This window comes from Sphingobacteriaceae bacterium GW460-11-11-14-LB5, assembly GCA_002151545.1.
Lineage (GTDB): Bacteria > Bacteroidota > Bacteroidia > Sphingobacteriales > Sphingobacteriaceae > Pedobacter.
On record CP021237.1, the window covers coordinates 5824161 to 5838131 of the forward strand.

The window sequence follows — 13971 nt, forward strand, 5'->3', positions numbered from 1 at the left end:
AGGAGCGTACTGAGCTTTTACATTCATTTAATTTAAGATCGAATCCTGTTAAAAAGCAAAAGCGAAAAAATCCGGGAAATTGAGGTACGCTTTTTGCGATGATGTAATTTCTTTTTATAAAAGATTAAAACTAGCTTTGCCGCAATTAATGAAACACCTGGTTACCATATCGCTTGTATTTTTTAGCTTAACACATTTGGCAAAAGCCGAACGCGTTGAAGGGCTAAGGATATTAAACGAGTATTGTAATGAGCATAATATCAGCGTTAATGCAAGTGGTAAAGCCTCGGTTCAACTGAATGAAGACCGTAACCCTTATTTATTATCGTACACTACATTAGCTTTAATCGGAACCCAATCTCAGTTAAAAGTTACAAAATATGTGAGTGTAAATCAGGTAATAGCTGATTTAACAATCAGGAAAAAACCGAAAAATAACAGCCCCTAATTTTTTTCTGAAAGGTCTTTTTAGAAGATTTTAAGCCCCATTGATACCAGCAACTGCCAAACTGACTTAAGAAAGACAAATGGCTTGGTTGTTGTAACACACCATTTTTTAATAATAAATACGATTTAAAATATTATAATGTTAGGATTTTTAGCGAAGGTTTTCGGAAGTAAATCAGAAAGAGATATAAAGGCTATTCAGCCATTGGTTGTTAAAATTAACGAACACTACAGTAAACTGTCTGCGCTTAGCAACGACGAGTTACGTGGTAAAACCACCGAATTTAAAGACAAGATTTCGGCTTTTTTAACCGATATTGATGAGAAAATTTCAGCACTAAAAGCTGAAGCAGAGAGCGAAGATTTAGATCTTCACCAGAAAACAGCTATTTATGATCAGGTTGATGCTTTAGGTAAAGACCGCGATACAGAATTAGAAAAAGTACTTTTGGAAATCCTTCCGGAAGCATTTGCTGTAGTGAAAGAAACTTCACGTCGTTTAAGCGAAAATGATTATTTAGAGGTTACTGCAACGCAGTTTGATAGAGATTACGCAGCAAGAAAAAACAATGTTAAAATTGTTGGCGATAAAGCGCAATGGGCTAACAAGTGGGATGCTGCAGGAACTGAAGTAGCCTGGAACATGGTACACTACGATGTACAGTTAATTGGTGGTATTGTATTACACAGCGGTAAAATTGCCGAGATGGCTACCGGTGAGGGTAAAACCCTGGTAAGTACACTACCGGCATATTTAAATGCATTGGCCGGACAAGGTGTACATATTGTTACCGTGAATGATTACCTGGCCCGTCGTGATAGTGAGTGGAATGGTCCATTATTCGAGTTTCATGGCTTAACTGTTGATTGTATTGATAAACATGAGCCGAACTCTGAAGAAAGAAGAAAAGCTTATGCCGCAGATATTACTTACGGAACCAATAATGAGTTCGGTTTTGATTACCTGCGTGACAATATGTCGCAGACACCTGATCAATTGGTACAGCGCAAGCAGCATTTTGCAATGGTGGATGAGGTCGATTCAGTTTTAATTGATGATGCCCGTACACCTTTAATTATTTCTGGTCCGATTCCACGTGGCGATGAACATGAGTTTTATGAATTAAAGCCGCGTATCGAACGTTTGGTAAATGCACAAAAAGCTTATGTAACGCAAGCATTAAACGAAGCGAAAAAATTAATTAACGCAGGTAACAGCGGAACCGAAGAAGGTGAAGGTGGTTTAGCCTTATTGCGTGCTTACCGTGGTTTGCCAAAAAACAAAGCTTTAATTAAATTTTTAAGTGAAAGCGGTGTTCGAGGTTTATTGTTGAAAACCGAAAACCACTACATGGCAGATCAATCTAAGAATATGCCTAAGGTAGATTCTGAATTGTATTTCTATATCGATGAGAAAAATAACCAGGTTGAATTAACTGAAAAAGGGATCGAACTGATCACACAATCGGGTGAAGATCCGCATTTCTTCGTATTACCTGATGTAGGTACTGAAGTTGCAGACTTAGAGAAATCTGATCTGCCTTTGGAAGAAAAGGTTGTTCAGAAAGATGCTTTAATGCGCGATTATTCTGTTAAAGCAGAACGGATCCACTCGGTTAACCAGTTGTTAAAAGCTTATACTTTGTTCGAAATTGATGTAGAGTACATCATCGATGAAGGAAAGATTAAAATTGTTGATGAGCAAACTGGCCGTATTATGGATGGCCGTCGTTACTCTGACGGTTTACACCAGGCCATTGAGGCTAAAGAAAATGTAAAGGTTGAGGATGCTACCCAAACGTATGCAACCGTAACCTTGCAAAATTATTTCCGGATGTACCACAAACTTTGCGGTATGACGGGTACAGCAACAACAGAAGCTGGCGAGTTTTGGTCGATCTATAAATTAGATGTGGTTGAAATTCCAACCAACAGAAATATTTCCAGAAAAGATGAGCAGGATTACGTTTACCGTACCGTTCGTGAAAAATATAACGCGGTTGCTTCAGAAATTCAGTTCCTTGTTTTCCCGTATTCTCATTACGAAACAGAATACGAACTGGATAAAGAAGGAAATCCTAAACTAAAAGATGGCAAACCGGTAATTAAATACGATCCAACAGGTAGGGCTGTGCCTAAGCTTGATGCCAAAGGCGCGTTAATCCCTGCGGTTAATCCTCAAACCGGTCAATTAGAGCCGCAAGCTGGTCGCCCGGTATTGGTGGGTACAACATCTGTAGAGATTTCTGAGTTGTTAAGCCGTATGCTTAAGCTTCGTGGAATTAAACACAATGTATTAAATGCGAAAATGCACCAGAAAGAGGCCGATATTGTTGCCGAAGCTGGTCAGGCAGGAACCGTAACCATTGCAACCAACATGGCTGGTCGTGGTACCGATATTAAATTGGGTGCGGGTGTTAAAGAAGCTGGTGGTTTAGCGATTGTAGGTACTGAGCGTCACGAGTCTCGTCGCGTAGACAGACAGTTACGTGGTCGTGCTGGTCGTCAGGGCGATCCTGGTTCATCTCAGTTCTTCGTTTCATTAGAAGATAACTTAATGCGTTTATTTGGTTCAGAGCGTATTTCTGGTATCATGGTGCGTATGGGTATCGAAGATGGTGAAGTAATCCAGCACTCGATGATCACCAAATCTATCGAACGTGCACAGAAAAAAGTAGAAGAAAATAACTTTGGTATCCGTAAACGTTTGTTAGAGTACGATGATGTAATGAACTCACAACGTACGGTAATTTACGCTAAACGTAAAAACGCTTTATTTGGCGAACGTTTAGATGTGGATATGAACAATATGGTTTTCGATGTTGCTGAAGATATCGTTAGCGAATATAAACAGGAAGGTAATTTCGACGGTTTCAAACTCGAAGTAATCAAAAATTTCTCTTTAGATACGGCCATTACCGAAAAAGAATTTACTTCAACCAGTATCCCTCAGTTAACTGAAAGGTTATTTGAAGAAGCAGAAGCTTTTTATGCACGTAAATCTGAAGCAATTATCCAGCAATCATTACCGGTTTTAACACAGGTTTACCAGGAACGTGGCGAGCACATCGAACAGATTGTGGTTCCATTTACCGATGGTATCCGTGGTATTCAGGTTGCGGTTGATTTGAAGAAAGCCATCGATAACAAAGGAAAAGAAGTAGTTCGTTCATTCGAAAAAACTATTGTTTTAGCCTTAATCGATGATAGCTGGAAAGAGCACTTACGCGAAATGGACGATTTGAAACAATCGGTACAAAACGCTGTTTACGAACAAAAAGATCCATTGGTAATTTATAAAATGGAAGCTTTCAATTTGTTTAAAAACATGCTTAATGCCGTAAATAAAGAGGTCGTAAGTTTCTTATATAAAGGTGGTATCCCGGTTCAGCAAGAACCAGATCAGGTTAGAGAAGCACCAGCTCCGGTAAAACAACCGAAGTTGCAAACAACTAAACAAGAGTTTGGCAGAGAAGAGCCAGGTATCGAGTTTGGCGATACACGCGAGGCTGTTCCACAACAACCAATCCGTAAGGAAGCAACAGTTGGCAGAAATGAACCATGCCCATGCGGTAGCGGTAAAAAATATAAAAACTGCCACGGCGCTAATTTATAATCAAAATATATCATGCTTTACCAAGCCCCAACAAACGTTGGGGCTTTTTTTATAACTAAATTTTTAATTCTCAAATTAACACCTATATTAGTAACGGTCAGTTCGAAATTGGTAGGCAATTTCATTTCGAGAGGAATCCGGCTTTTTACGTTGACATCTTAACGACTTGATATCAAGATATATTTTCGGTATTTTTGATTTATGGAAACAATAACAATAAAAATTCCTGATCAAAACAACTCAGTTGTTAAACAAATGCTAAAAGATTTTGGTGTTACTATTCTTGAAACTTCAGCAAAAGATAAACACTTAGAATTGTCTCCCGAACAACAACAAGAAATTATTTCATCCCAAGAACAAATTGATAATGGTCTGTTTGTAACACAAGCAGATCTGGATGATGAAATAAATAAATGGCTAAAGAAATAATCTGGTCTCATAAGGCAAAAATTAAACTTTATTTCATACTTGAATTTTATGCCAATAGAAATGGGAATAAAAAATATTCTGCTAAACTTTATAAAAGGTTTAATAAAGAAATCAAACTCGTAATTAAGAATCCGAACTTAGGGATTCAGTCCTCAGATCCAAATATTAGGGGTTTGATTATTTTTGATTTTATTATATTTTATGAGGTTAGTGACACTCAAATCATTATTCACACCATTTGGCAAACACATCAAAACCCAGATAAATTAATTGTTGAAATACCTGCACGCTAAACTATTTGCTTAACCCATAAAGAATGCCGATTTTTGCAACGATTTCGGCATTCTTGTTGTTAAGAAGAAAGGAGATGATATTTTATTCATCTGCTCACTAAATGCCGGGGTTTTTACACATGAAAATAATATTAACTTTTATAAGCTGTTTGTTCCTTTTTACTACTGCTTTTGCACAAAAAGGAGAGGTAACGGTTATAAAAGATCCTTTAATCGATAGTTTAATTGCTAAACGTTTGGAAGTTTATAAAACTTCTGGCGAGGTAAAACCCGGAAAACCGATTGTTTCGGCTTATGGTTACCGCGTACAAATTTTTTATGGCTCAGACCGGCGCGAAGTTTTTAGCGAACAAGCCAGGTTTAAAGGTCTTTATCCTAAATTAAACACCTATCTCGTTTATAAAGAACCCAACTATTATGTGCGCGTGGGCGATTTTAGGACACGGCTGGAAGCACAACGCCTCATCAATGAGCTCAGACCAAATTTCCCGACATTGTTTATTTTTAGGGAGAAAATTAATGCACCAAGTTTAGATACCACCACAAGTAATGATCAAAAATAAAATCCAAGAACTGGCCAGCAACATTTTTAATGATGTAGTAGGCTATCGTCAACATATCCATGCCAATCCCGAATTATCTTTCAAAGAATTCGAAACTTCATTGTTCATCAAGGATAAATTAAAAAAATGGGGCATTGAATATACCGACTGTGCCAATACTGGTGTGGTAGGTTTAATTAAAGGTAACCTGCCCTCCGATCAGGTAATTGCCTTACGTGCGGATATGGATGCTTTACCGATCCATGAAACCAATGATAAACCTTATCGTTCTAAAAACCATGGCGTAATGCATGCCTGCGGCCATGATGTGCATACCTCTTCGCTTTTAGGAACAGCACATATTTTAAATCAGCTAAAAGATGAATTTGGAGGGACAATTAAACTGATCTTCCAGCCAGCCGAAGAATTGTTGCCGGGCGGAGCGAGTATCATGATTAAAGAAGGTGTATTGGAGAATCCAAAGCCTAATGCTATCGTTGGTCAGCATGTAATGCCATTAATTGATGCTGGTAAAGTAGGTTTCCGTTCAGGTATTTACATGGCCTCAACCGATGAGTTATATGTTACTGTAACCGGAAAAGGCGGTCATGGTGCACAACCTCACCAAAATATCGATCCGGTTTTAATCGCATCACATATTATTGTTGCGCTGCAGCAAATTGTTAGCCGTAATGCCGATCCACGTTTACCATCCGTTCTATCTTTCGGTAAGGTAATTGCCAACGGGGCGACCAATGTAATTCCAAACGAGGTAAAAATCGAAGGTACATTTAGAACCCTGGATGAAAACTGGAGAGATGAAGCACACAAACGCATGAAAAAAATGGCCGAAGGAATGGCTGAAAGCATGGGTGGAAGTTGCGATTTTGATATCCACAGAGGTTATCCGTTTTTAATCAATGAAGAAAAACTAACCGCAAACGCGAGGGCTTTCGCCGAAGATTTTTTAGGCAAAGAAAATGTGGTTGATTTAGATATCTGGATGGCTGCCGAAGATTTTTCTTTCTACTCGCAGGTAACAGATGCCTGTTTTTATCGTTTAGGTACTGGGAATGCAGCAAAAGATACGCAATATTCGGTACATACCCCACGATTTGATATTGATGAAGATGCTTTGAAAATATCCACAGGATTAATGGCTTATATTGCTTTAAAACAACTAGGGAATTAATGATGTAAGGTGGAGGATGTAAGATGGACAACGGCGTTAAATCGTCCATGAGAGACATCTTACATAACACATTTTCCATTATCCATCGTCTATTTTCCATTTTACCTATTCCATTTTCCATGAAAAAAGTACTTTTTCTTTTACTGTTAATATCGCTCTTTAATAAAGGTTTTGCTCAGGAAATCAACCGTTTTAATCCTGATACCATTAAAACCATTACGCTCGATTCGGCAGTAAATATTAAGGCCGAAAAGTTGAATGTCGAAACTTTCATCAGAAAGGTCATGTACGATACTTCTTTTTATCAGTCGTTTAGGGATATGAAACGTTATACTTTTATCGCTGAAAACAGGATTTATAGTTATGACAAAAAGAATAAGGTGGATGGAAAAATTTACCGCAAAATCCGCCACAACAACAGCGGACCTTATAAAATGGAATACCTGGTAAAGCAGGATACCGGTAAGATTTATAAGAAAAACGGTAAATACCAGTTATATACGGTAGAAATGTTCGATTACATTTTTATGAATGCTTACAATACTGACTTTGTACCGAATGCACCAAAACCTGACGGAAAAGGTGGAACAAACGAAAGTTATAAAGACAAACTGAAAACATTAATCTTCAATCCCGGTCGTCCGGTAAAAGTTCCTTTCATCGGTAGTAAAACCGAAATATTTTCGGCCAATATGCGCCAGTATTACGATTATGGTTTCACCAGTGGCACTTATCTCGATTCTATTCCGGTGTATCGATTCAAGGTTTCAGTTAAGCCTGACCTAAGTAGCTGGACAAAAGATGGTATCATGATCAAAGAGCTGGTGACCATTTTCGATAAACGGAATTTTAACATTCTGGGCCGTTATGTCGACATGAAATACAGCAATATGCTGTTCGATTTTGATGTACAAATGAATATAGAAATGGGCTATTTCGGAGAGGATAAATTACCAACCAAAATTACTTACCAGGGTAACTGGGATTATCCTTTCAAAAAAGAAGAAAGGGCAAGTTTTTTAATCGTACATAAAGATTATAAACTCGAAAAGGGCAAATAAGGATTTGAGGCAAGCGGTCGTCATCCTGACCTTTAGCGCAGCGGAAAGCTACGCAGTATATTTATTCAGGATCTATTTTGCATGAAGATGCTGACCACGTAGTAGCTACAAGGCAATTGAAAACACTATTCTACTTGTAAAATGAATTCAGCATGACGATCGCGTTGGGATGAGGGGATGAAAATTAATCATTGAGAATAAATATTAATCGAATTCAGGTTATTATCTTTAAACGATTATTTAAACCGATCAATATGCAACTCTTTTCTTCCTTGAAATTTAAAATATCATTTACTTTAGTATTGTTTACGGGTATTCATGTGCATGCACAGGTATTGTCGTCGAAGCAAATCGATAGTGTGGTAGAAAAAACGCTGAGCACCTTTAACGTTCCAGGGATTGCAGTTTCTGTAATTAAAGACGGTAAAATTATCCACTTAAAGGGTTATGGATTAAGCTCTATTAAAACCAATAAAAAAGTTGATGAGCATACCCTTTTTGGTGTGGCATCAAACACGAAGGCTTTCACCGCTGCTGCTTTGGGGATGCTGGTTGATGAAAAGAAAATTACCTGGGACACAAAAGTTACCGATGTAATTCCGGAGTTTAAAATGTACGATGCCTACGTAACCAGCGAATTTACCATCCGCGATCTGCTTACACATCGCAGTGGCCTGGGTTTGGGCGCTGGCGATTTAATGATCTGGCCGGATTCGTCAACTGTAGATAAAAAACAGCTGATCCATAACCTCCGTTATTTAAAACCAGTTTCTTCTTTCCGCACCAAATATGATTACGATAACCTGATGTACATTGTTGCTGGAGAGGTGGTAGCAAGAGTTTCAGGGATTACTTATGAAGATTTTATTGAGAGCAGGATTATTAAACCATTAGGTATGACCAAAACGGCAGCTTCTTGGTACCGCTTAAAAGACAAATCGAATGTGATTGATGGCCATGCACCATATCAGGGCAAACTGCTGCCTGTAGGGTTAAGTTTTGGAGAAATCGCAAATGCCGCTGGCGGGATTTACTCGAACGTTACCGATATGAGCAAATGGGTGATGGCCATGATTAATGGTGGTAAGTATGGCGAAACATTGGATAAGAAATTATTCAGTCCTGCTGTAGCAAGAGAACTTTGGACTCCGCAAACCATTATCGCTGGAGGTAATCCGGCTGCTTTCAGTAGTTATGGTTTAGGTTGGTTTTTAAGTAATGTGAATGGCAATTTCCAGGCGACACATACTGGTGGGTTATCTGGAATTGTAACACAGGTAACCATTCTTCCCGAAATGAAATTGGGCATTATTGTATTAACCAATCAACAATCGGGTGCGGCATTTAATTCGATCACGAATTCGATTAAGGATGGCTACCTGGGTATTAAAGGACAGGATCGGATTAAAACCTATAACGATAACAGACTTAAAAACGAAAAACAGGCTGACGAAATGGTGAGCAAAGTTTGGAATGATATTGCAGCACAGCAAAAACTGTCGGTCGCAAAGCCAGATGCTAAAAATTATTATGGCACTTTTCATGATGCCTGGTTTGGCGATGTAAGCATTAGCGAGGTGAATGGCAAGATGCATTTTCAGGCAAAAAATGCCCCCAAATTAAAAGGTGATATGACTTACTATAAGGGCAACACCTTTATTGTAAAATGGTATGATAGAAGTTTAGATGCCGATGCTTTTGTTAATTTTAGTCTAGATAACAATGCTTTGGCAGATGGGTTTAAAATAGAAGCCATTTCGCCATTAACCGATTTTAGTTTCGATTTTCAGGACCTGGATTTTAAAAGAACCGATAAAAAATAATACTAATCAATTATACAATGAAAACATTATTTAAAACGAGTATTTTACTAAGCTTTTGCTTACTTGCATTAACATCAATGACATTTAAACCAAAACGGATTATCTTCTTTGGCGATTCGATTACCCAACAGGGCCTTTCTAAAAATGGGTATGTAACCCTGATCAAAAAATCGCTTGATTCTACCAAATACGATGTAATCGGGGCTGGGATAGGCGGCAACAAAGTTTACGATTTATACCTGCGTTTAGAGGATGATGTATTAAATAAGAAGCCTGATTTAGTGGTAATTTATGTCGGTATTAATGATGTCTGGCATAAACAATCATCCCATACCGGAACCGATTACGATAAATATTTAAAGTTTTACCAGGCTTTAATCAATAAAATTCAGGGTGTGGGCAGTAAGGTGGTATTGGTTACCCCATCGGTTGTTGGGGAGAAAAAAGATGGTACCAATGAGTTGGATGCCGATTTAAATAAATATGCAGAAGGGATAAGAACATTAGCCGCAAAAAATAATCTTCCTGTATGCGATTTGAGGAAAATTTTTGCAGAATACGAAGCGAAAAATAATCCCGAAGATAAAGAAAAAGGCATTTTAACCGTTGATAGAGTACACTTAAACGAAACAGGTAATAAATTGGTTGCTGATCAGTTATTGCCTTTGGTAAAATAGTAGGTTTTAAACCGCAGAGTACGCAAAGTATTCCACAAAGAACACAAAGAAATTTTCTCTGTGTTCTTTGTGTTTTTTCTCTGTTATCTTTGTGGTTAAATAAGAAGGAAAGAGCTGTGCGTATATGATCAACCGCGAAACGATAGATAAGATAATGGATACCGCCCGTATTGAGGAGGTAGTTGGGGATTTTGTGCACTTAAAAAAACGCGGAACCAGTTTAATTGGTAATTGCCCTTTTCATGGCGAAAAAACCCCTTCCTTTCACGTATCCGTAACTAAAGGCATTTACAAGTGTTTTGGTTGTGGTAAAGGAGGCGATTCAGTGCGCTTTATCATGGATCATGAAAAATATTCATATCCGGAAGCACTTAAATTTTTAGCCAATAAATACAATATAGAAGTTGAGGAAGCCGAATTAAGCCCTCAGGATGCCGAAGCACAGAGTGCCAAAGAAAGCCTTTATGTGGTTTCGCAGTATGCCGCTGCATTTTTTGTAAAACAGCTCTGGGAAACCGACGAAGGCCGGGGAATAGGCCTGAGCTATTTTAAAGAACGTGGTTTTAGAGAAGATATCCTGAAGAAATTCGAGGTAGGTTATTCTCCCGATGTGTGGGATGCCATGACCCAGAGCGCAACTAACGCCGGCCATAAATTAGAGTTTTTAGAAGCTACCGGATTATCGATCAAAAACGATAACGGAAAAATTTATGATCGCTTTCGGGGTCGGGTAATGTTTCCGATCCATAACTTTACGGGCAGGATTATTGGTTTTGGTGGTAGAACGCTAAAAACAGATAAAAACGTTCCGAAATATGTAAACTCGCCTGAAAGTGAAATTTATCATAAGTCGAATGTACTTTATGGCTTATTTCATGCTAAAAAAGCCATCCGCGATTTGGATAACTGTTACTTGGCAGAAGGTTACGCCGATGTGCTTTCGGTACATCAGGCCGGAATAGAAAACGTGGTGGCCTCTTCGGGTACTTCGCTAACGGTAGAGCAAATTAAACTGATCGGGCGTTTTACCCAGAACATTACCATTTTATTTGATGGCGATGCTGCGGGGATTAAAGCCTCACTTCGTGGTTTGGATATGATTTTGGAAGAAGGCCTGAACGTGAAAATCGTTTCCTTTCCCGATGGCCACGATCCCGATTCTTATATGCACCATGTTGGGGCAGGCGCTTTTAAAACTTATCTCGAACAGAACAGAAAAGATTTTATTCTGTATAAGGCGAATGTGCTGCTTAAAGATGCAGGGAATGATCCGATTAAAAGAGCAGGTATTATCCGCGATATTGTAGAAAGTATTGCCAAAATTCCTGATCCCATTAAGGCTTCTGTTTTTATCCGTGAGTGTAGCAGCTTACTTGAAATCGATGAGCATATTTTACTGAGCGAACTCAATAAAATGCGTTCGGCTAAGCTTAAGAAAAGTTTTGATAATAATCAGCGGGCAAATCCATCAGCAAGTCCGAAACCCTATTCTTCTGGTCCGCCGGAGCCGCTTGGTCCACCCGACGATTTATGGGATGATAGCGCAGGCCCGATGGGTCACGAGGCACCTGTAGAAGAAAATGAACATCAGGAAAAGGAAATTGTACGTTTGTTACTGGCTTTCGGGCACGAATTTGTAAACTGGGATAAAATTGATGATATGTACATCGGTTCATTCATCATGCAGAACCTGAGTGATGTAGAATTTGATGATCCACTTTGTAAAAGAATTATCGATTATTATAAATCAGAAATCGACAACGGCAGATTACCTACATCGAACCATTTTGTTAAACATGAGGATAGGGATATTGCCGATCTGGCCATTACACTTTCAACCTCAGAGTATGCTTTAAGTGAAAACTGGTTAAATAAACACCTTATTTATGTGAAGGATGAATCGATGAATTTAAAAGCCACTATTTTAGGCGGTATTTTTCACCTTAAAAAACGTAAAGTCGAAAAGATATTGATGAACCTGTTGAAAGAGATAAAGGAAGAAAAGAACGAGGATAACCAAATGATTTTAATGCAGCGTTATGGCGTAATTAAAGGTGTGGAAAGGGAAATTTCTAAGTTTCTGGGTTCTGTAATTGTTAAATAATGACGGAATAATTAGTAGCAAGTAATGATCGCTTATCTTTAAGTAATTTTACTTCATACGTTACTATAGTATCGTCACCCTGACCTGTAGCGCAGTGGAAAGCTACGAAGTAAATTTATTTCAGGGTCTTAATAGTATGAAAGATGCTGACCACGAAGTAGCTATTAGACCATTAAAAAACAATAGAAATGGCTAATAAAATAAATTCAGCATGACGATCGACCTAAATAAGAAGCTAAAAGCAATCATTGTAGTAAAATATTAATCAAACTCCAATATTTAATCACTCATGGCATTTCACAATGATTTAGGTAAAGAAGGAGAAAATATTGCAAAGCATTATCTGGTGGATAAAGGTTATGAGATCTTAGATGAAAACTGGACCTATGGCAAAGCGGAGGTGGATTTGATTGTTTATAAAAATGGCATCATGGTTTTCGTAGAAGTTAAATCACGTAGCTCGGTTGCTTTTGGCGAACCTGAAGAATTTGTGCACAAAGCCAAGCAAATTCAGATGGAATTAGCCGCTAATGCTTATATTGAAATAATGAACCATCAAAACGATATCCGTTTTGATATTATTGCCATTACATTTACAAAGAATAAAAATTATAATTTAAACCATATAGAAGATGCGTTTTGGCCTGAAGATTAACCCCATTAAAAATTTCCTGTTTATCGGAATTGCACTTGCATTGGTAAGTTCCTGTAAAGACAGTTCTACCACAACATACCGTAGCTTTCTTTCTCCAATGATTGGCCTCAATGTGCCCTCAGGAAGCGAATTTGATGTGAAAGTACAGTTTGGAGCTGAACAAAAAGTAGACTCTGTCGTTTACCTGATCAATACACTTAAAGTGGCTTCAAAAGCAGATACTTCTGCCATCAAACTTAAAACCGCAGGTTTAAAATTGGGTAATCACCTGTTGACGGCCAAAATATTTGGCGCCGGAAAGTCGGAAGATTTAACTTCGAATATTAATGTATTGGCTGCCCAGGCGCCTGTTGAATATACTTACAAAGTGATTAAAACCTTACCTCACGATACCTCTTCGTATGTAGAAGGTTTAGAATATCATGATGGCTTTTTCTATGAAAGTGCCGGCGATTATGGCCACTCCAGCTTGCGTAAAGTAGATCCTTCAACTGGTAAAATCCTTCAGAAAACAGATTTGGATAAACAGTATTTTGGCGAAGGCATAACGGTAATCGGCAACAAGATTATTCAATTAACTTACCGCGAGAAAGTTGGTTTTGTATATGATAAAGCAAGCTTTAAAAAACTATCCGAATTTTCGTACACCACTGGCAGAGAAGGCTGGGGTCTGGCTTTTGATGGTGAGAAAGTATTGAATACCGATGGCTCGAACACCATCTTTTTCCTGAATAAAGATACCTATCAGAAAATTGGATCAATTGATGTTTTTGATCATAAAGGGCCAATTCAAAATCTGAATGAACTGGAAATTATCGATGGAAAAATTTATGCAAATGTTTATACCACCAACGAGATCCTGATTATTAATCCAGCAACTGGTGCTGTGGAAAGCAAGATTGATTTATCGGGATTGTTGCCTGCAGATTATTTTAAAACTGACGATGCAAAGGCCAATAATGTGTTAAACGGTATCGCCTACGATAAAGCAACCAAAAGACTTTTTGTTGCCGGTAAAAAATGGCCACATATTTTTCAGATTGAGTTGATTAAGAAATAATTTAATTTTCGATATGTCACATTGAGCTTGTCGAAATGCCTTACTATGAATTTAAGTAAGTCCTTCGACAGG

12 protein-coding genes are annotated in these 13971 nt (G+C 38.2%); all 12 read left to right on the plus strand.

Annotated elements, in window-relative coordinates; genetic code table 11:
* Nucleotides 1-148: 148 nt before the first annotated feature.
* The 12 genes from CA265_23875 (at nucleotide 149) to CA265_23930 (ending at nucleotide 13899) form a co-directional block, all read left to right on the plus strand.
* The gene (locus tag CA265_23875) at nucleotides 149-448 is read left to right on the plus strand and encodes a hypothetical protein (GenBank protein ARS42532.1); all 300 of its coding nucleotides are present in this window, start codon (nucleotides 149-151) and stop codon (nucleotides 446-448) included.
* Nucleotides 449-586: 138 nt separating this feature from the next.
* A complete protein-coding gene (gene secA / locus CA265_23880; GenBank protein ID ARS42533.1) occupies nucleotides 587-4063 on the plus strand; it encodes a preprotein translocase subunit SecA in 3477 nt (1158 codons plus the stop codon).
* 201 nt (nucleotides 4064-4264) lie between these two features.
* Entirely contained in the window at nucleotides 4265-4492 is a 228-nt protein-coding gene (locus CA265_23885) for a hypothetical protein (GenBank protein ID ARS42534.1), read from the plus strand.
* On the plus strand, nucleotides 4477-4785 hold the full coding sequence (locus tag CA265_23890; protein ID ARS42535.1) for a hypothetical protein: 309 nt from the start codon (nucleotides 4477-4479) through the stop codon (nucleotides 4783-4785). The genes CA265_23885 and CA265_23890 overlap by 16 nt, the downstream gene beginning before the upstream one ends.
* Nucleotides 4786-4886: 101 nt before the next feature.
* Entirely contained in the window at nucleotides 4887-5348 is a 462-nt protein-coding gene (locus tag CA265_23895; protein ID ARS42536.1) for a preprotein translocase, read from the plus strand.
* Nucleotides 5335-6519 carry an N-acyl-L-amino acid amidohydrolase gene (locus CA265_23900; protein ID ARS42537.1) on the plus strand — a complete coding sequence of 395 codons (1185 nt, stop codon included), beginning with the start codon at nucleotides 5335-5337 and terminating at the stop codon, nucleotides 6517-6519. Before CA265_23895 ends, CA265_23900 begins: the two co-directional genes overlap by 14 nt.
* A 119-nt stretch (nucleotides 6520-6638) precedes the next feature.
* Nucleotides 6639-7580, plus strand: a complete 942-nt coding sequence (locus CA265_23905) for a hypothetical protein (protein ARS42538.1) — start codon at nucleotides 6639-6641, stop codon at nucleotides 7578-7580.
* 254 nt (nucleotides 7581-7834) lie between these two features.
* Nucleotides 7835-9403, plus strand: coding sequence for a serine hydrolase (locus tag CA265_23910; GenBank protein ARS42539.1), 1569 nt, complete (start codon nucleotides 7835-7837; stop codon nucleotides 9401-9403).
* 17 nt (nucleotides 9404-9420) lie between these two features.
* Entirely contained in the window at nucleotides 9421-10080 is a 660-nt protein-coding gene (locus CA265_23915; GenBank protein ARS42540.1) for a G-D-S-L family lipolytic protein, read from the plus strand.
* A 124-nt stretch (nucleotides 10081-10204) separates the two neighbouring features.
* Nucleotides 10205-12184, plus strand: coding sequence for a DNA primase (locus CA265_23920; GenBank protein ID ARS42541.1), 1980 nt, complete (start codon nucleotides 10205-10207; stop codon nucleotides 12182-12184).
* Nucleotides 12185-12473: 289 nt separating this feature from the next.
* On the plus strand, nucleotides 12474-12839 hold the full coding sequence (locus CA265_23925; protein ID ARS42542.1) for an endonuclease: 366 nt from the start codon (nucleotides 12474-12476) through the stop codon (nucleotides 12837-12839).
* Complete coding sequence (locus CA265_23930; GenBank protein ARS42543.1) at nucleotides 12817-13899, plus strand: glutamine cyclotransferase; 1083 nt, start codon at nucleotides 12817-12819, stop codon at nucleotides 13897-13899. The genes CA265_23925 and CA265_23930 overlap by 23 nt, the downstream gene beginning before the upstream one ends.
* Nucleotides 13900-13971 lie beyond the last annotated feature (72 nt).